Source organism: Mammaliicoccus sp. L-M44 (assembly GCF_022386355.1).
GTDB classification, from domain to species: Bacteria; Bacillota; Bacilli; order Staphylococcales; family Staphylococcaceae; genus Mammaliicoccus; species Mammaliicoccus sciuri_A.
In genome coordinates, this window is sequence record NZ_JAJNIU010000007.1 from 24,469 (window position 1) to 43,061 (window position 18,593).

Below are 18,593 nucleotides of genomic sequence, written 5' to 3' on the forward strand. Positions count from 1 at the left end.
AGTGCCCATCTAATTACCAGAATTCGGAATTTTGACAGTTAGCACTCTCTCTCAATAAATTTCATATAACGATAATGAAGCGTCTGGGCATAAGATTATGCTCCAGACGCTTTTTGCATATAGATATTTGTTACTTTTTATTTAAATTTTTATTAATAATCTAAAATGCATTTTATTTGATGTAAGCGTTTTCCTAGATTAAAATTAAAGTGTAATTAATTTAAGGGAGGCGTTTTAATATGGCTTTTGAATATCCAACTGCAGCAAATGCAAAATACAAAGTTAAAGACAAGTATCAGAACTTTATCGGTGGTAAATGGGTGGATCCTAAAAATGGTGAATTCTTTGATAATGGATCGCCAGTAACTGGTGAAGTATATGCAAAAATTCCTCGTTCTACAAAAGAAGACATAGATGAAGCAGTTAAAGCAGCACATAAAGCACAAGTTGAGTGGGCAAAAAAATCGCCAGCTGAACATTCGCAATTACTCTTAGATATAGCCGATCGTATTGAAGAAAATTTAGAAGAATTAGCAGTTATTGAAACATTTGATAATGGTAAACCTATTAGAGAATGTCTAGCAGCTGATTTACCATTAGTTGTGGATCATTTTAGATACTTTGGTGGTGTGGTCAGAGCAGAAGAAGGGGCAATCTCTCAAATTGACGATAATACAGTTGCGTATCACTTTAAGGAACCTATTGGGGTTGTAGGTCAAATTATTCCATGGAACTTCCCATTATTAATGGCTACTTGGAAGTTAGCGCCAGCAATCGTTACAGGTAACGCTGTTGTACTTAAACCAGCAGAACAAACGCCTGTATCTATTTTACATCTTATTGAACTAATTCAAGACTTATTACCAGAAGGCTTGATTAATGTTGTAAATGGTTTTGGTGCAGAAGCGGGACAAGCTTTAGCGACACATGAAAATATTAATAAAGTTGCATTTACGGGTGAAACAACTACTGGTCGTATTATCATGCAAAATGCGAGTCAAAACTTAATTCCAGTAACGCTTGAATTAGGTGGTAAATCACCAAATATCTTCTTCAAAGATATTATGGATGAAGATGATGACTTCTTAGATAAAGCTGTTGAAGGGTTAGTAATGTTTGCACTTAACCAAGGTGAAGTATGTACATGTCCATCAAGAGCATTGGTACATGAAGATATTTATGATAAATTTATCGAAAAATGTATCGAACGTGTAAAACAAATTAAGACAGGTAATCCTCTAGATCCAGAAACAATGCTTGGTGCACAAACTTCACAAGAACAAGCTGAAAAAATTAAGAGCTATTTAGACATTGGTAAACAAGAAGGTGCAGAAGTATTAGTTGGTGGTAATGTAAGAGAAGAAGCTGGAGAATTAGAAAATGGTTTCTATATCGAACCAACGATATTTAAAGGCACACAAAATATGAGAATATTCCAAGAAGAAATCTTTGGACCAGTATTATCATTAGCAACATTTAAAGATGATGAAGAAGCATTAGAAATGGCGAATGATACTTTATATGGTTTAGGTGCAGGTATTTGGACTAGAAACCAAAATAAAGCTTATCGCTTTGGTAGAGGTATCCAAGCAGGTCGTGTATGGGTGAATAACTACCATACTTATCCAGCTCACGCTGCTTTCGGTGGTTACAAAATGAGTGGTATTGGCCGTGAGAACCATAAGATGATGTTAGAACATTATCAACAAACTAAAAACTTACTCGTGAGTTATGACGAGAAGCCTGCAGGACTGTTCTAAATGACTGAACAAGTTACTGCTACTGAAAAAGCCAAATCACTCATTAGAGAATTAAAGAAAACACATGGTGAAAACCTTATTTTTCATCAATCAGGTGGATGTTGTGATGGTAGCTCTCCAATGTTATTTGTTGAAGGAACATTAATTATTGGAGATGTAGATGTGAAATTAGGTGAAATTGAAGGTGTCCCATTCTATATGAATAATAAGCAATATGAATATTGGAAACATACGAATTTAGAAGTCGATGTTGTTGATGGAAGAGGCGGTATGTTTAGTATAGAAGGCCCAACAGGGAAGAGATTTCACATTAGAAGTTCAGTAAGATCATAATTTTTTGAAGGATGTGCTAAAATATTAGTACATCCTTTTTTGAATATGATAAAGGTTGGGTGAATGAAATGAAACATTACATTGAAACAAAACGTTTAATACTTAGAAATTGGAAAGACGAGGATGTTGCATTATTTCAAAGTATGAATGCAAGTCCTGAAGTGAGAAGATACTTTCCAGATATATTGAGCTATCGTGCGACTGAAAATATGATTGACCAAATGAAATCAGTCATCGATCAACATGAAATTGGTTTATTTGCTGTGGAATTAAAAGAAACTAAAAGCTTTATCGGTATGGTAGGTTTGAATTATATTCCAGAAGGTAGCGAATTAAGTTTCCCAGAATTACCTTTTTATGAAATAGGTTGGCGAGTGGATAAGGATGTATGGGGTAATGGGTTAGCGACAGAAGCGGCGGAAGCGGTATTAACATATGCTAAATCAAAAGGTATTGATGAAGTGTATAGTTTTACGTCAGAAATTAATAAACCTTCCAGAAGAGTTATGGAAAAATTAGAAATGAAACATATTAGGAATTTTTTGCATCCAAAAGTCATACATGATGATGATTTAGCAGCACATGTTTTATATCATAAAGTATTGTAAGGAGTAGATGATATGATCGTTATTAGTGCATGTTTAGTTGGAGAAAAAGTAAGGTATGATGGCAACCATAAGTTGGATTTATTCTATAAGAATTTAATAGATGAGAAGAAAGCGATTAGTATTTGTCCTGAAATATTAGGTGGCTTACAAGTTCCAAGAGAACCAGCAGAAATCATCGGAGGAGATGGTTATGATGTGTGGAATGATCAAGCAAAGGTCATGACTGTTACAGGTCGTGATGTCACAATACAATTTAAAGAAGGCGCTAAGCGTGCACTCTCTATTATTAAAGATTTAAATGCCAAGACAGTTATTCTGAAAAGTGACAGTCCTTCATGTGGTAGTACAGTTATATACGATGGTACATTTACGGGAAATAAAAAAGAAGGTGTCGGTGTCACGACAGCCCTCTTTACATTAAATGATATTAACGTCTATGATGAAAAAACATTTTTAACTATTTTTGATAATCACGAAGTTTAACAGGTTGTGCCATTTTCATAGCACTAAATAAATCATTGATACTTTCTTTAATAATCGCTAAATTTTTATAATCTGAACTGATAAATTCAGTCGATATTAAATGATCAATCATTAAACTTAATGGATTGAAAAACTGTTTAGTATTTAATGCACCAATTGGTTTGTGATGTAGTCCTATTTGAGACCATGTATAAATTTCAAAGAATTCCTCTAAAGAACCAGCACCACCAGGTAACATAATGAATGCATCAGCCATATCAGACATCATTTGTTTTCTTTCATGCATTGTTTCGACAACATGATATTCTGATAAATTTTCATGAGCGATTTCACGTTCTCCTAAAAATCTTGGCATTACGCCAATAGCAATACCATCATGGTCAATGACACCATTGGCTACTGCTCCCATCATGCCAGTTGATCCGGCACCATATACTAATTCATATTTATTTTCGGCTAAATATTTACCTAACGCATAAGCTTGTTCTGTATAAATTGGGTCATTTCCCTTACTTGCACCACAGAAAACAGCAATTTTCTTCATATATATTACTCCTCTCACATATGTAGTATAATAACTTAAAAGATACTTCTATTATTTAAGAAGGGGGTATAACTGTGAATATATTTTTAATGGTCGTGCTTATTGTGCTTATTTCATCAGTAGCGGGTCTTATAAAAAACCATCAAAGTAAAACGGTTAGAATAGAAAAAATTAAATCCCAACGAGTTAAAGATGAATTAGAGCTTGAAAAAATAAAGCATGAGAACTACTTATTAGAAACAGATAAGATGCGTTTAGAATTAGAACAAATGAAAGAAATAGATAAAGTTAATTTAGAAAAAGCTAAAAAACAAATGATAGAATAATAACATTCTGGACGATTATCATTGTCCAGAATGTTTTTTTATTAATTTTGATAGAAATTCTGAAAAAACTTTATGGTCTTCTTGTGTGAGTTTTTTAGGACCTTTCGTTCTACCACCTTGTTGACGTACTTGAGCAGAAATGTGTCTTTGCGTTAACAGTTGTTCAATATTTTGAGATGTATACTCGTAACCTTTATGGTGGATAACGTGAAGGGCTTTATTTAATAAAAGACTCGCTAGTCCATAATCTTGCGTCACAACGATATCATCTGGTTGCGTCAATTTGACAATTCTAAAGTCTGCACTATCAGCACCATGATCAACATAAATTGTTGAAACATAATCAGGATATTCCGTTAATGAGAAATGGTTAACACTTCTAATAATAAGAACAGAGATGCCTGTATGTTGAGTTAAGCGAATGATATCATCCGTAACTGGACAAGCATCTCCATCTATAATAATTCTGTTAATCATTTATTGCGGCGAAATCTTTTTTTAGATTTTTTATGTTCAGATGTATGTTCATCATATGGAAATTGACTGATATGTTGAGACATAGACGATTTATGTTGATTAAATAGAAGATGACTAGATTTTTCTTCTTTCTCATTTCTAACTCTTTCATTGACTAATTCTTGAATGTTTGGTTTTGCTTGTTTAGAGCTTACGTCGTTGATTGATTTTGCATTACTGCTTTGTGTAGTTGCTGTGTTCATTTGATGTCCCTCATACTTCTTTATTTCTTTAATGCGTTCTTCTTTATTTTGTTGCTCTAATTTTTGTTCTTCTTGTTCACGCGCTTCGATATTACTTTGTAACTTTTTATCTAACTTAGATACATCTTTTTCGTTTTCTTTTTGAAGTTTTTCACCTTTTTTAGCTTGTTGTTCTTCAAGCTTTTGGTAGTGTGTTAGTTCTTTAATACGCGCTTTTTTATTTTCTTTTTGTGCTTTTTCTTCTTCTTTATTACGCGCATCGATATTTTTTTGAAGTTTTTTATCTAAATGATCAATTTCTTTTTGTTGTTGTTTTGCTTCTTTTTGTTCTTCTTTAAAAGGTTGTTTCATTTGTTTGTTGTACTCATATAAGCGTTTCTTTTGAACGACATATGATTTTACAGGTTGTGTTTTTTCTGCAACTTTATCTTTCGTTTCGATTGTTTTATCTTTTACTTTATGTGAAAAATCAACAGTCGTTTCAGTTACATGTTTAACATCTGGATGTTCTTTTATTTTTTTGCGTTCTCTAATTAATGGTACTAATACAAGTGGTAATGTGTTAACAATTAATTTAACTTTATCATTCATGAGTCATTCCTCCGTAGTTATTTCTTATAATATATCTTACTCCAATACCCTATATCATAATATTCAAACGATTGATACGATACGTTAGCCGATATTCTGACCAATTCCAAAACCGAAATATGCAATAGCAATAATAATAACTAAAATAATACGATAAATCGCAAAAGGTATTAATTTTACTCTATTAATCAGTTTTAAGAATAATTTGATTGAAATCAGTCCAAATATAAATGATGCGATAAACCCTACAATATAGAAAGGTATTTGATCTATCGTTATAAATTGTAGATTTCCAAGTAATGCTTTTGCACTTGCTGCAAACATAATAGGTACGGCCATAATAAATGTAAAGTCAGAAGCAGCTTTATGATCTAACTTTAAGAAGACACCTGTCGAAATGGTTGAACCTGAACGACTAAATCCTGGCCATAATGCAATTGCTTGAGATAGACCAATTACAAATGCTTTTGGATAGTTCATATCATCTACTTTGTGTGGATTTGTGACGCGTTTAGAATACATATCCGCACCAATCATATATATAGCTCCAAGTAATAAACCGATTAATACAGTTGGGACACTAAATAAATGTTCTTCAATGAAATCATCAAATAATAGTCCGAGAATACCAGCTGGTACAAGCCCGACAATAATATGTGACAATTTTAATTTTCTTTTTTGCTGTTCATTTTGTTTAATATGTAACATTTCAAAATATCGATTTCTAAATATCCATGCGGCTGCAAGGATTGAACCTAATTGGATCACAACTTTAAATGTGAATGCTGATTCGCTTCCAAGAAAGGCTTTGGATTTTAACCACATATCATCTACTAAAATTTGATGACCTGTAGATGAAACAGGTGCGAATTCTGTTAAACCTTCAACAATACCTAATATAATGGCTTTTATTAATTCTAATATAAACATAGCTTTGCTCCTCTGTTTTTATGAAAGTCTGTGGTTATCTAGAGACAATCACCGTATCATCATTGTACCAAATATTACATTGTAATATGCTAATATTTAATAATACATTTTAGTTTATTTTTTTCGTAAAGGCGTTATAATGGAACAAGGTGGTGAGATTGTGAAAGATTTAACAAAGTATAGTATGCATTATAAAACGTTGCAAATATTTATGTTTCTAGCTTCGTTTTTATTAAGTTTAACAGTCGTATTTCAAAATATATATTTAGGGAAAATTATTAACCAAATGCTCGTCGTAAAATCAAATGGTCAGCAACTTTATTTATGGCTAGCAATCTTGCTCATTGTATTGCTTTTAAGAGCATGCTTTAACTACCTTAATCAATTATCAGGACAAAAACTTTCATATAAAGTTAAAAAAGATGTTAGACATCAATTGATAAATAATGAAACAGATAGAACTAAAATAACAATGATTACTGAAGTGGTTGAGGGTATACATCCTTTTTATGAATCTTATTTGCCTCAAGTCTTCAAATCAACCATTATCCCAGTATCGATTATCGTTACATTACTCTTTATTCATTGGCCAGCTGCGTTAATTATGATGATTACAGCGCCGTTTATTCCACTGTTCTATATTGTATTTGGACTGAGAACTCGTGATAAAGCGAAAGACCAAATGCAATCGTTAGATCAATTTGCGGCAGAATTTATAGATTTAACAAAAGGTCTCGTATCGTTAAAACTTTTCAATCGAACACATGAAACGACTGAAAAAATTTATAAATCAAGTACGTCATTTAGAGATTTAACAATGGAAATTTTGAAAAGTGCCTTCTTATCAGGCTTAATGTTGGAATTTATCTCGATGCTTGGAATAGGTATTGTTGCACTAGAAGTAGGCTTAAGATTAATCGTATTTCATGATGTATCTTTTGTAGTTGCCATCATTACTTTATTATTGGCACCAGAATTCTATAATGCGATTAAAGATTTAGGACAAGCTTTCCATACGGGTAAACAAAGTGAAGGTTATATTGAATTGATTGAAGAAATGAATAATGAAGAATCTATACAAGCTTCAAATATTCATATTGATTCAAATATTAAAGATGAAGATATCATTCAATTTGATCATGTGTCATTCACTTACCCAGAACGTAAAGATTTTGCATTTGATCAAATCAATTTAAGTATAAAAGAAAATCATCATACAGCAATTATTGGACCGAGTGGTGCAGGTAAATCGACATTAATTAAACTTATGTTAAATGAATTGAATCCCAATGAAGGTAAGATTATTTATAAAAAACCACTCAAAATGGGGTATTTATCCCAAAGACCTTATATTTTCAGCGCATCTTTGTATGAAAATGTCACGATGTTCCAAAATTATGATGAAAATCGTGTTGACGAAGTGTTAACTGAAGTGGGCTTATTTGAAAAAGTAAAACAATTATCTAAAGGTATGCATACGATGATAGGTGATGGTTATGAAATGCTGTCTGGTGGAGAAATGAGAAGAATAGAACTAGCCAGATTACTATTACTTGATCCAGATGTGGTTATTTTTGATGAACCAACAACTGGATTAGATATTGAAACCGAACAACTTATCGTACAAACTGTTAACCAATTTGCGCATCAAAAGACTATTCTCACAATCGCACATCGAAAAGAAGTATTGAGATATGCCACTGATTATATAGAAATTCATAATGGAACCGTTCAATCATATGACGCATCTCAAAAAGGTGGTGGGATGTCATGAAAAAATTAAAAATTAAATTTGATAAAGACTTCTATCTTTCTATTGTAATAGGCGTATTTGGCATGTTAACTGCACTTGGAATGTTTGCTTTAAGTGGATATATGATATCTAAAAGTGCGCTTGGAACACCTTTATATGCATTAATGATTTTAATTGTATCTATTAAATTATTCGGTTTTGTTCGTGCAATTACTAGATATTTCGAAAGATTATATTCACATCGTTCAACATTTACAATGTTGAGGGATATACGTGTTAACTTGTTTAATCAACTCATTCCAATCGTTCCAAACGTATTTAGAAGATACCGTTCGAGTGATTTATTAACGCAAATGGTAAACCACGTTGAACGATTACAAAATATTTTACTCAGAGTATATTATCCACCATTTGTTATTATCATAACGACATTTATAACAATACTCGTGATGATTAATTTCAATATATATGCAGGTGTGATTATAGGACTTTCAATGTTGATGTCAGTCATCATCATCCCTTATTTATCAGCTAAAAGAGCTGAAAGTTTGGCTGAAGATGTTCAACAAAGTGAAGAAGCATATGTTGCTGAATACTTTGATTTTGAAAAAGGACGTTCAGAATTAAAAAGATTCCAACAATATCGTGCATTTAAAGAGAAAGTGTTAAATAAACAATATCAATATGAAGATAAAAAATATAAAGAACAGAAATTTTTAAGTTCTTATGACTTTATGCTGAATTTATCATCGATGGTGAGTATTTGGTGTATGACGATCTTATGTATTTGGCAAATACAAGATGGTGTATTAAACGCTGTATTCTTTGCGAGTATATTAATGATAACAATTACGTTATTTGAACAAGCTATCCCGATGACTAATGTTGCTTTTTACAAAGCGGATACAGAGCGAAGTCTTAAAAATATTGAAGAAGTCATCAATCAATCATTTGATGTGCCTCAAGAACGTTCAGTTCAAAATCATGCATTGTATAAAGCAGAGAATGTAATGTTTAAATATGATTTTCAAGAAAGAGAAACGTTATCTCAAATTAACTTTGAAATAAATGAAGGAGATCATATAGCTATTATAGGTCCTTCAGGTTCAGGTAAGACAACGATGCTTAATATATTAATGGGATTATATAGTGTGAACGATGGTACTTTATCCTATAAAAATGAACAGTTGTCTCATGTGATTCAAGAAGATTATGTGAATGATATCAATACAATGTTGCAACATAATCATTATTTTGAAGGCACAGTAAGAGAGAACTTATTAATTGAAGCAGAAGATGAGCTTATGATAAACGTTCTTGCCGCCGTAAATTTAAATCATTTAAACTTAGATCAGCAGCTAACTAAAAATGCTGAGAACATTTCAGGTGGGGAACGTCAACGTTTATCATTAGCAAGATTATTGTTAAGAAAAGCACAAATATGGTTGCTTGATGAACCAACAGCTTCATTAGATGAAGAAAATGAAGAAAATGTTATGAATCTTTTATTAAATAAAGACGATACAATTGTGATTGTGACGCATAACTTGAAATATTTACAAAACTTCGATCATATAATCGTCATGAATGAAGGACATATCATAGAACAAGGTAGTTATTCACAACTCATTAAAGAACAAGGTTATTTATATAAAGTCATTCAATATAATGAACAATTAGAATAAATAACAAGCAAAAAATAAGCATATCACTTTAAACTGAGCATTCAGTTGCGTGATATGCTTATTTATTTTGAGCAAGATGATAGATGCTTGCTGTATTATTTTTCTTGATTGATTTTATCTACATTATTGATCAATTTTTGTAATAAATTGTTTAATTGATTAGTTTCTTCATCATTTAACTCTGATACATCTTGAATTAAATGTGAAGCTTGGTGTAAATGTGGTTTCATTTGTTCACTTTTTTCTGTTAGATGAACAAACACTTCTCTTTGATCTAATTCAGAACGTACACGTTTAATTAAATCTAAATTTTCCATTCTTTTTAATAAAGGGGATACAGTACCTGTATCTAGGGCTAAGTCTGTTACAAGCTTTTTGACATTGACCGGTGCGGTTTCCCATAAAATCGTTAATACTAAATATTGTGGATATGTAATATTGTACGTCTTGAAAATTTTGTTTGAATAATAGCGGTTAACTTGTCGTTGCGCATTATACAAATTAAAACACAATTGGTTTTGGATATCTAATTTATCCGGCATAATCTTTCCCCCAAACTACAAATGCAATGGTTCATTATTTTTTTGAATTTTCCTAATTCATTATATAATGAATATTTTTATTTTGTAAATATTTTAGTGATGTGTAATTTATAATATTTAATGTATAAGTTATAGAATGAACTTTAAGTCTTTGTAGTTTCTGAGCTTATATCATATAATTACAGAAAGGTGGTTTGAATATGAGTCAAAGTATGAAGAATAAAAATAAAATGGCAGTAACAATTTTGACAGGTTTTTTAGGTAGTGGTAAAACAACATTACTTCAAAGACTCATCATGAAAGCAAAGGAATCTGGTCAAAAGGTCGCAATCATTATGAATGAATTTGGTTCTTTTGATGTTGATAGCAATTTGTTAGGTGATGATGTCTCTACTCAAAGTTTATTAAATGGTTGTATATGCTGCTCATTGAAAGATGATATTGAAGTTGTATTACATAATTTATATCATAAAGACCAGCCTGATCTTGTATTAATTGAAGCTACTGGTATTGCGCATCCTGTAGAAGTTGTGGATGCATGTCAAAACCCTACATTAATAGATAAAGTTGAAATGCCAACAATTATTGGTGTAATGGACGGGAAAAGATATTTAGAAAGATCGAGATATACCGTTCAGACGAAACAATTAATGGAAGAACAAATGTTATATTCTCATTTGATTATTATTAATAAGTCTGATGAATTATCTGATGAAGAAAAAGCATCATTAGAAACATCATTACAAACGATCAAGCATCAACCAGTGCTACACTTTACGCAGTTTTCAAATATTGATGGTGTTGAAATACCTGTAAATGAGGCTTTGTCACTTCAAACTAAACATAGTCATCATCACGGTATTCAATCCATAAATTATACATTTAGTGGTCCGATAGAAATGGAATTATTAATGAATTTCTTAAGACAATTACCTGATTCGATTCTTAGAATTAAAGGATTTCTCAAATTTAGAGAAGAACCAGAACAAACTTATTTATTTCAATATGCGTTTGGGGTACCTCAATATGAACCAGAAATAATGAATATGCCTTTAACAATTGTCATAATAGGTGAATCTTTAGATAAAGCAAATATTCGTAACAAGTTAGATATGTTGAACTTTTCTTAGGAGATGATGGGATGGAAAGAATTCGTATAAATAAACATGTTAGTTATTCTAGAATTGTACATGGTTTTTGGAGATTGAATGAATGGGGTTATAACAATCAACAATTAAATGATTTCATACATGAAATAGTTGATAGAGGCATTACAACAATGGATCATGCGGATATTTATGGTAATTATACATGTGAATCATTATTTGGTGATGCATTAGCATTAACACCTAATTTAAGAGAAAAAATTGAAATCGTCACAAAATGCGGTATTATTTTACCGAATGATCAAATTGCTAAAAATACTGGTCATCGATACGATCAAAGTTATGATCATATTATTGAATCAGTTGATAAATCGCTATTAAATCTTAAGACGGATTACATCGATACGCTACTGATTCATCGTCCATCTCCATTAATGGATCCAGATGAAGTGACGCGTGCAGTGATGCATTTAGTTGAGCAAGGAAAAATAAAAGCATTCGGTGTTTCAAACTTTAAATGTAATCAATATGAATTGTTAAATGAGAGTTTGAAGAAAGAAATGTCGCATATCTCAGTCAATCAAGTTGAAGTATCACCATATCAACTTGAAAATATTGAAGATTGTACATTAAATAGAATGTTGCAACATGATGTTAAAGTAATGGCATGGAGTCCATTAGCTGGTGGTAAATTATTTGATCAAACTGATGAAAAAGCAAGACGCATTATGTCAGTTATACAACCATTAGCAGAAAAATATAACGTATCAGTGAGCACAGTCATTTACAGTTGGTTACTCAGATTGCCATCAAAAGTAATGCCAATTGTAGGTTCAAGTAAGATAGAAAGAGTTGACGAAGCTGTAAATGCTACGAAATTACAATTAACAGATCAAGAGTGGTTCGATATTTATGTCGCATCACGTGGTGAAGATATATTATAGTATGATAATGATATAAAAATGAGGCTAGAACCAATATACAGGTTCCAGCCTCATTTTTTATAATAATATTTATTTTTCTAATCTATTTAATGTAATTTCTCCTAAAGATTTTGCTGCAACTTGCAAGCAATCTTCATTCACATCAAATTTAGGGTGATGATTCATATATGGTTCTGTTACGCCTTCTGGTTTACTGCCTACAATGTAGAATGAACCAGGAATTTTTTGTAGATAGTATGCAAAGTCTTCTGAACCTGTAACTTGAGGTATTTCAACTAATTGTTGGAAATAGTCGCCTTTACTATTTGATAATATTTCTGCTACTTTATCAGTTTGTTCCGGGTGATTGTAAAGTACAGGATAACCAAATTGATAATCTAAGTCATATTCAATATCAAAGCCCACTGCAACACTATCTGCAATTTTTTTGATTTCTTGATACATTTTTTCTTCTAATTCGGGATTTAAATATCTAGCAGTCCCTTTAATCGTGACACTATCTTGAATTACGTTGTATCCACCTGGTGCTTCGAATGCACCAATCGTAACGACACCCATATCTAATGGATCGATACGTCTTGATACAATCGTTTGAATAGTATTTACAAAGTTTGTCCCAGCAACTAATGCATCATGTGTTTTGTGTGGACTTGCTGCATGTCCGCCTAAACCATTAATCGTCAACTTGAATGTTGAACTTCCTGAGAATGAAGGTCCTTTATTGTAACCAATAAATTCAGGTCCAGCTACTGGAACGATATGGATACCATAAACTTCATCTAAATCGTCAAGTGCACCAGATTCTACAAGTGCTTTAGCACCACCAGGAGGTTTTTCCTCAGCATGTTGATGAATGATTTTAACTGTGCCAGGTAATTCTTCTTTAATTTCAATAAGTGCATCTGCAAGCCCCATTAAATAAGCAGTATGAGCATCATGGCCACAAGCATGCATAACACCTTCATTTTGTGATTTGAAAGGAACATCTGTTTCTTCAGTTATAGGTAAAGCATCAAAGTCAGCTCTTAAACCAATCGTTCTACCTTCTTGACCACCTTTAATTTCTACAATAATAGCATGTTCTTTTTCTAAAGGTTGTGTTACTTTAACATCTTTGCCTTCGTAAAATGATTTAATATATTCAGCAGTTTGCGCTTCTTCAAATGATAGTTCTGGGTGTTGATGCAAATGCCTTCTAATATCAATCATGTCACTTTCTTTCTTTTCAATTAGGTTAAAAAGCTTTTCTTTTAAATTATTCATGATTTACCTCCTAAAATTATACTAGAAAAGTATAACAGTAGTCTTTTACTATATAAAATGATTGAACTTATAAAACAACTAAAAAATTTTGGTTGATTTTGGTTGATTGTGAATGAAAGTGATTGACAATGAAATGAAAACGTTTTATTATGTAGAGGAATAGGGGAGATTGTATGTTAACGACTGAAAGACATCAATTAATATTAGAAGAGATTAATCTACGGGAAACAGTATCTCTACAAGAACTTATTAATTTGACGAATTCAAGTACATCAACAATTAGGAGAGATTTATCTCAACTTGAAGAAAGAGGTATGCTCAAAAGAGTTCATGGTGGTGCAACTCAAATAACAAAGCGCCATGAAGAGCGTAATATGACAGATAAAGAATCGCGACATCAAGATGAAAAACGAGAGATTGCACAATTAGCTGTGAGTCAAATTTCAGATGGGGATACGATATATTTAGATGCTGGGACAACTACTTTAGAAATGATTCCGTTCATTACACAACAAGATATTATCGTTGTGACAAATGGTTTAACACATGTAAGACCGTTATTAGAAAAAGGCATTTCGGTTTATATGACAGGTGGAGAAGTAAAGGCAACAACATTTGCGAATATAGGCGTAAATGCAGTTAAATCCCTTGAAAGATATCGTTTTGACAAAGCTTTTATTGGTATGAATGGCATTGATTTGAATTATGGGTTAACGACACCAGACCCTTACGAATCAGAAATGAAAGAAAAGGCCATTCATTTAGCATCTCAAGTATATGTCTTGTTAGATCATTCTAAATTTAATGAAGTATCGTTTGCGGAAGTTACATATGATAAATCAATAGAGATATTAACTTCTCAAAAAGCGATTGAAACATTAAATAATTTAAATCAATTTAAAGAAAAATATAACATTAACGGAGGACTAAAATGATATATACAGTTACGTTTAATCCATCAATTGATTATGTAATGTTTACCAATCAATTTGAAGTAGGTGAATTAAACAGAGCACATGAAACAAACAAGTTTGCTGGTGGAAAAGGGATCAATGTTTCTCGAGTACTTCAAACATTAGATATCAAAAGTACAGCAACAGGTTTTATAGGTGGATTTCCTGGAGATTTTATTAAAGATGCACTTAATCAAGCAAACATCTTAACTGACTTTGTAGAGGTTAAAGATGATACAAGAATCAATGTGAAATTAAAATCTGGTTTAGATTTAGAAACTGAAATCAATGGTCCAGGACCAAATATTGAACCACATAACTATGAAGAATTTTTAACGAAAATGAAAAATACGCAATCAGAAGATACGGTTATAATTGCGGGCAGTGTGCCAAGTTCATTACAAAATCCAGTCTATCAAGAAGTAGCGGAAATACTTAAACAGACTGGTGCGAATTTAATCGTGGATGCTGAGAAAGATTTGATGAAATCAGTACTAGCGTATAATCCGAAATTTGTTAAACCAAATAAACATGAATTAGAAGAGATATTTGATAAACAAATTGAAACGGATCAAGAAGTTATTGAATGTGCTGAGCAATTATTGAATGAAGGTGCTCAAGCAGTCATCGTTTCACTCGGTGGAGAAGGTGCCATTTATGTGGATCAACAAACACGATTAAAAGCCATCGTCCCAAGTGGTCAAGTTGTGAATACAGTTGGTTCAGGTGACAGTACTGTTGCTGGTATGGTAGCAGGATTAGAAGCTGGCAAAGACATAGAATCAGCATTTAAATTGGCAGTAAGTTGTGGTACAGCAACAGCATTTAATGCGGATTTAGCTAATAAAGAAGACATAGAAAAAATAATTTCTAAAGTAATCATTAAACATGTTTAAAATAGGGAGGTTATTAAAATGAGAATTACAGAACTATTAACGAAGGAAACCATTGCAATGGATCTTTCTGCAACAAGTAAAGATCAAGTCATTGACGAGTTAGTTGCGCAATTAAACAGTGCTGGGAAATTAAGTGATGAGGCAACTTTTAAAGAAGCGATTCATGCAAGAGAGTCACAAAGTACAACAGGAATTGGTGAAGGGATTGCGATTCCGCATGCTAAAACAGATGCTGTACAATCTGCTGCGATTGCTTTTGGTAAATCTGTTGAAGGTGTAGATTATCAATCATTAGATATGCAACCAGCTCATTTATTCTTTATGATTGCAGCGCCAGCTGGTGGTGCACAAACACATTTAGATGCCCTTGCTAAACTTTCAGGCATTTTGATGGATGAAGATGTAAGAGCAGAGTTATTACAAGCGAAAAGTAAAGAAGAAGTATTAAATATCATTAATAAGCATGATGATGAAGCTTCAGATGAAACTTCAGAAGCAGCAGCTGTAACGAATGCAGAAGCGGATTCAGAAAAAGGACTTGTATTAGCTGTAACAGCATGTCCTACAGGTATTGCACATACTTATATGGCTGCGGATGCATTGAAAAATCAAGCTAAAAAAATGGGTGTACCTATTAAAGTTGAAACAAATGGTTCAGGTGGTATTAAAAATCACTTAACAGATGAAGAAATTGAAAAAGCATCAGGTATCATTGTAGCTGCGGATGTGCATGTTGAAACAGATCGTTTCGATGGTAAAAATGTAATTCAAGTTCCGGTTGCTGATGGTATTAAACGTCCAGAAGAATTAATCAATATGGCGCAAGACACATCTCGTAAACCATTCGTAGCTAAAGGTGCGAAACAAAGTAGTGCTGCTAGCAACGAAAAACAAAGTGTATCTAAGACGATATATAAACACTTAATGAATGGTGTTTCTAATATGTTACCACTTGTTATATCTGGTGGTATCTTGATGGCAATCGTATTCTTATTTGGTGAAAACTCATTCGATCCAAAGAGTGGCCAATATAACGAATTTGCAGCTAATTTATGGTCGATCGGTAGTGAAAGTGCATTTAAATTAATCGTGCCTATTTTAGCAGGTTTCATAGCTAGAAGTATTGCAGATAAACCTGGTTTCGCATCTGGTTTAGTCGGCGGTATGTTAGCAGTAGCAGGTGGTTCAGGATTCTTAGGTGGTATTATCGCTGGTTTCCTTGCAGGTTATTTAACAGAAGGTATCAAATATGTATTTAAGAACTTACCTCAAATGTTTGAAGGTTTAAAACCTACATTAATTTATCCAATTTTATCAGTATCACTTACTGGATTACTTATGGTGTACGTGGTGAATCCACCAACAGCATGGTTAAACAATTTATTATTAGATGGATTAAATAACTTATCCGGTTCTAATATTATGTTATTAGGTTTAGTAATTGGTGCAATGATGGCAATCGATATGGGTGGTCCATTTAATAAAGCGGCATATGTATTTGCGACAGCAGCGTTAACAGAAGGAAATGCAGCAGCAATTACAGCAGCTATGGTTGGTGGTATGATTCCACCAATAGCAATTGCAACAGCGATGTTAATCTTTAGAAAGAAATTTACTAAAGCACAAAAAGGTTCTATTATTCCAAACTATGTGATGGGATTATCATTCATTACAGAAGGTGCTATTCCATTTGCAGCAGCAGATCCATTACGTGTCATTCCATCAATGATGGTTGGTTCAGGTATTGGTGGAGCGTTAGCTTTAGGATTAGGTTCAAGAATTCAAGCACCACATGGCGGTATCTTTGTTATATTCGCAACTGACTTCGGTCATGTATTACAAACATTACTAGCAGTAATTATCGGTGCATTAGTTGCAGCAATTATTTATGGTGTAATTAAACCTAAATTAACAAAAGAGCAACTTGAAATCGCAGAAGAAGTAGAATAATCAATATATCGTATTAAATTAAAAGCTGTCTACAGAGTTGTGACTTTGTAGACAGCTTTTTTTAATCATTACCTTAAATTCTCGGCCAAAAGTATGACACTGATTTAACATGTTTAAAATTGAAAAGTTGGGGAAATTTTTATATGATAAATTGAAAAGTTGGGGAAATTTTTATATGATTAAATTAAATTATTATAATATGTAGAAAATGGTAAACATAGGGAAAGATGTGAACAATGTTATATTACAAGACAATTATCAAATCAAATGACGCAGAATGGGTTACGTTGATACACGGAGCTGGTGGTAGTTCTTCGATTTGGTTTAAACAAATGAGATATTATAGGAAACATTTTAATATATTACTCGTAGATTTAAGAGGGCATGGGAAGTCTGCGAACAAAGAATGGAAGAAAAATGATTCCTTTGAACATTTAGCAAAAGAAGTTGTAGATGTATTGGATCATTTAAAAATAGATAAGACACATATTATTGGCATGAGCCTTGGCACAATTGTTGGTCAAACAATGGCGCAATCATATCCAGAGAGAATTACGACATTGGTGTTAGGTGGCGCCATCATTAATGTGAATTTAAGGACTAAATTCTTGTTAGCAATCGGCCGTACGATTATGAACTTTGTACCGTATATGTTGCTTTATAAATTATTTGCATACATTATTATGCCTAGGAAAGCTCATGAAGAATCAAGATTAAGATTTGTGAATGAAGCTAAGAAAGTGTCTCAAAAGCAATTTATTAAATGGGTTAAATTAACGAAGCTTGTGAATCCTTATTTAGCACATTTACAAGTTGCGACAAGAGATATTCCGACACTCTTTATTATGGGGGAAGAAGACTATTTATTTATGCCACCAGTAGAAAGACTCGTTAAAGAAAATGAAAACTTTTCAATAGAAATAATAGAGCAAGCTGGTCACGTATGTAATATTGATCAACCAGAAGATTTTAATAAAATTAGTTCTCAATTTATCATGCAGCATGTTGGAACGACGGCTATATAAAGAATGTATGTGTAGACTTCTACATTTACATTCTTTCTTATATCATTTAAATTGAGATAAAAATATGGTAAACTAAAAATAATATGCTAATATCGGGGGAGGTGACGCTAAATGGGAAGGATTTAGTTTTGAAAACGTATATCATAAATAAACTTATAGAACAAAATCATACAAAGGTGGCC

The 18,593-nt window shown here is 32.4% G+C and carries 18 protein-coding genes and 1 pseudogene; 13 read left to right on the plus strand and 6 right to left on the minus strand.

Annotation, left to right across the window (positions count from 1 at the left end; genetic code table 11):
* Positions 1 to 239: 239 nt before the first annotated feature.
* The 4 genes from exaC to LQ611_RS05405 all read left to right on the plus strand — a co-directional run bounded on the left by exaC (position 240) and on the right by LQ611_RS05405 (position 3,184).
* Positions 240 to 1,760 carry an acetaldehyde dehydrogenase ExaC gene (gene exaC / locus LQ611_RS05390; protein ID WP_025904727.1) on the plus strand — a complete coding sequence of 507 codons (1,521 nt, stop codon included), beginning with the start codon at positions 240 to 242 and terminating at the stop codon, positions 1,758 to 1,760.
* Positions 1,761 to 2,093 (plus strand): DUF779 domain-containing protein, encoded by a 333-nt coding sequence (locus tag LQ611_RS05395; RefSeq protein WP_025904728.1) that lies wholly within the window; start codon positions 1,761 to 1,763, stop codon positions 2,091 to 2,093.
* 68 nt (positions 2,094 to 2,161) lie between these two features.
* Positions 2,162 to 2,701: a GNAT family N-acetyltransferase gene (locus LQ611_RS05400; RefSeq protein ID WP_239709438.1), complete on the plus strand. Its 540-nt coding sequence runs from the start codon at positions 2,162 to 2,164 to the stop codon at positions 2,699 to 2,701.
* A gap of 12 nt (positions 2,702 to 2,713) precedes the next feature.
* Positions 2,714 to 3,184 carry a 2-thiouracil desulfurase family protein gene (locus tag LQ611_RS05405; protein ID WP_025904730.1) on the plus strand — a complete coding sequence of 157 codons (471 nt, stop codon included), beginning with the start codon at positions 2,714 to 2,716 and terminating at the stop codon, positions 3,182 to 3,184.
* Here LQ611_RS05405 and LQ611_RS05410 read toward each other — a convergent pair.
* Entirely contained in the window at positions 3,159 to 3,728 is a 570-nt protein-coding gene (locus tag LQ611_RS05410) for an LOG family protein (protein WP_025904731.1), read from the minus strand. The genes LQ611_RS05405 and LQ611_RS05410 overlap by 26 nt on opposite strands.
* A gap of 74 nt (positions 3,729 to 3,802) precedes the next feature.
* Between LQ611_RS05410 and LQ611_RS05415 the strand changes: the two genes are divergently transcribed.
* Positions 3,803 to 4,054 carry a hypothetical protein gene (locus LQ611_RS05415; protein WP_025904732.1) on the plus strand — a complete coding sequence of 84 codons (252 nt, stop codon included), beginning with the start codon at positions 3,803 to 3,805 and terminating at the stop codon, positions 4,052 to 4,054.
* An 18-nt stretch (positions 4,055 to 4,072) separates the two neighbouring features.
* On the opposite strand, the gene LQ611_RS05420 is transcribed toward LQ611_RS05415, so the two are convergent.
* From LQ611_RS05420 to LQ611_RS05430, 3 genes and pseudogenes are all read right to left on the minus strand, one after another.
* Positions 4,073 to 4,528: a YaiI/YqxD family protein gene (locus LQ611_RS05420; protein ID WP_025904733.1), complete on the minus strand. Its 456-nt coding sequence runs from the start codon at positions 4,526 to 4,528 to the stop codon at positions 4,073 to 4,075.
* A 248-nt stretch (positions 4,529 to 4,776) separates the two neighbouring features.
* A pseudogene (locus LQ611_RS05425) lies at positions 4,777 to 5,364 on the minus strand (hypothetical protein); the annotation flags it as partial.
* A gap of 84 nt (positions 5,365 to 5,448) precedes the next feature.
* On the minus strand, positions 5,449 to 6,294 hold the full coding sequence (locus LQ611_RS05430) for an undecaprenyl-diphosphate phosphatase (protein ID WP_107590440.1): 846 nt from the start codon (positions 6,292 to 6,294) through the stop codon (positions 5,449 to 5,451).
* A 160-nt stretch (positions 6,295 to 6,454) separates the two neighbouring features.
* On the opposite strand from LQ611_RS05430, the gene LQ611_RS05435 reads away from it, so the two are divergent.
* Together LQ611_RS05435 and cydC are read left to right on the plus strand one after the other, a co-directional pair.
* Entirely contained in the window at positions 6,455 to 8,068 is a 1,614-nt protein-coding gene (locus LQ611_RS05435) for an ABC transporter ATP-binding protein/permease (protein WP_025904736.1), read from the plus strand.
* Positions 8,065 to 9,732, plus strand: a complete 1,668-nt coding sequence (gene cydC, locus LQ611_RS05440) for a thiol reductant ABC exporter subunit CydC (protein ID WP_107565346.1) — start codon at positions 8,065 to 8,067, stop codon at positions 9,730 to 9,732. The genes LQ611_RS05435 and cydC overlap by 4 nt, the downstream gene beginning before the upstream one ends.
* 95 nt (positions 9,733 to 9,827) lie before the next feature.
* On the opposite strand, the gene LQ611_RS05445 is transcribed toward cydC, so the two are convergent.
* Positions 9,828 to 10,274 carry a MarR family winged helix-turn-helix transcriptional regulator gene (locus LQ611_RS05445; protein WP_025904738.1) on the minus strand — a complete coding sequence of 149 codons (447 nt, stop codon included), beginning with the start codon at positions 10,272 to 10,274 and terminating at the stop codon, positions 9,828 to 9,830.
* 200 nt (positions 10,275 to 10,474) lie between these two features.
* Between LQ611_RS05445 and LQ611_RS05450 the strand changes: the two genes are divergently transcribed.
* Positions 10,475 to 11,404 carry a CobW family GTP-binding protein gene (locus tag LQ611_RS05450; RefSeq protein ID WP_051539241.1) on the plus strand — a complete coding sequence of 310 codons (930 nt, stop codon included), beginning with the start codon at positions 10,475 to 10,477 and terminating at the stop codon, positions 11,402 to 11,404.
* A gap of 11 nt (positions 11,405 to 11,415) precedes the next feature.
* Positions 11,416 to 12,324, plus strand: coding sequence for an aldo/keto reductase (locus LQ611_RS05455; RefSeq protein WP_103362182.1), 909 nt, complete (start codon positions 11,416 to 11,418; stop codon positions 12,322 to 12,324).
* 69 nt (positions 12,325 to 12,393) lie between these two features.
* Here LQ611_RS05455 and LQ611_RS05460 read toward each other — a convergent pair whose 3' ends face one another.
* Positions 12,394 to 13,587, minus strand: coding sequence for a M20 metallopeptidase family protein (locus tag LQ611_RS05460; protein ID WP_107565348.1), 1,194 nt, complete (start codon positions 13,585 to 13,587; stop codon positions 12,394 to 12,396).
* Positions 13,588 to 13,760: 173 nt separating this feature from the next.
* Between LQ611_RS05460 and LQ611_RS05465 the strand changes: the two genes are divergently transcribed.
* From LQ611_RS05465 to LQ611_RS05480, 4 genes are all read left to right on the plus strand, one after another.
* Positions 13,761 to 14,522, plus strand: coding sequence for a DeoR/GlpR family DNA-binding transcription regulator (locus LQ611_RS05465; RefSeq protein WP_198051902.1), 762 nt, complete (start codon positions 13,761 to 13,763; stop codon positions 14,520 to 14,522).
* Entirely contained in the window at positions 14,519 to 15,436 is a 918-nt protein-coding gene (pfkB, locus tag LQ611_RS05470) for a 1-phosphofructokinase (protein WP_198051903.1), read from the plus strand. The genes LQ611_RS05465 and pfkB overlap by 4 nt, the downstream gene beginning before the upstream one ends.
* Before the next feature lie 18 nt (positions 15,437 to 15,454).
* The gene (locus LQ611_RS05475; RefSeq protein WP_107565350.1) at positions 15,455 to 17,386 is read left to right on the plus strand and encodes a PTS fructose transporter subunit IIABC; all 1,932 of its coding nucleotides are present in this window, start codon (positions 15,455 to 15,457) and stop codon (positions 17,384 to 17,386) included.
* 236 nt (positions 17,387 to 17,622) lie between these two features.
* A complete protein-coding gene (locus tag LQ611_RS05480) occupies positions 17,623 to 18,411 on the plus strand; it encodes an alpha/beta fold hydrolase (protein ID WP_107565351.1) in 789 nt (262 codons plus the stop codon).
* Positions 18,412 to 18,593: the final 182 nt, after the last annotated feature.

Coding starts and splice junctions, on each gene's coding strand:
- exaC (WP_025904727.1), top strand. CDS start 240: ATGGCTTTTGAATATCCAACTGCAGCAAATGCAAAATACAAAGTTAAA.
- LQ611_RS05395 (WP_025904728.1), top strand. CDS start 1,761: ATGACTGAACAAGTTACTGCTACTGAAAAAGCCAAATCACTCATTAGA.
- LQ611_RS05400 (WP_239709438.1), top strand. CDS start 2,162: ATGAAACATTACATTGAAACAAAACGTTTAATACTTAGAAATTGGAAA.
- LQ611_RS05405 (WP_025904730.1), top strand. CDS start 2,714: ATGATCGTTATTAGTGCATGTTTAGTTGGAGAAAAAGTAAGGTATGAT.
- LQ611_RS05410 (WP_025904731.1), bottom strand. CDS start 3,728: ATGAAGAAAATTGCTGTTTTCTGTGGTGCAAGTAAGGGAAATGACCCA.
- LQ611_RS05430 (WP_107590440.1), bottom strand. CDS start 6,294: ATGTTTATATTAGAATTAATAAAAGCCATTATATTAGGTATTGTTGAA.
- cydC (WP_107565346.1), top strand. CDS start 8,065: ATGAAAAAATTAAAAATTAAATTTGATAAAGACTTCTATCTTTCTATT.
- LQ611_RS05445 (WP_025904738.1), bottom strand. CDS start 10,274: ATGCCGGATAAATTAGATATCCAAAACCAATTGTGTTTTAATTTGTAT.
- LQ611_RS05450 (WP_051539241.1), top strand. CDS start 10,475: ATGAGTCAAAGTATGAAGAATAAAAATAAAATGGCAGTAACAATTTTG.
- LQ611_RS05455 (WP_103362182.1), top strand. CDS start 11,416: ATGGAAAGAATTCGTATAAATAAACATGTTAGTTATTCTAGAATTGTA.
- LQ611_RS05460 (WP_107565348.1), bottom strand. CDS start 13,587: ATGAATAATTTAAAAGAAAAGCTTTTTAACCTAATTGAAAAGAAAGAA.
- LQ611_RS05465 (WP_198051902.1), top strand. CDS start 13,761: ATGTTAACGACTGAAAGACATCAATTAATATTAGAAGAGATTAATCTA.
- pfkB (WP_198051903.1), top strand. CDS start 14,519: ATGATATATACAGTTACGTTTAATCCATCAATTGATTATGTAATGTTT.
- LQ611_RS05475 (WP_107565350.1), top strand. CDS start 15,455: ATGAGAATTACAGAACTATTAACGAAGGAAACCATTGCAATGGATCTT.
- LQ611_RS05480 (WP_107565351.1), top strand. CDS start 17,623: ATGTTATATTACAAGACAATTATCAAATCAAATGACGCAGAATGGGTT.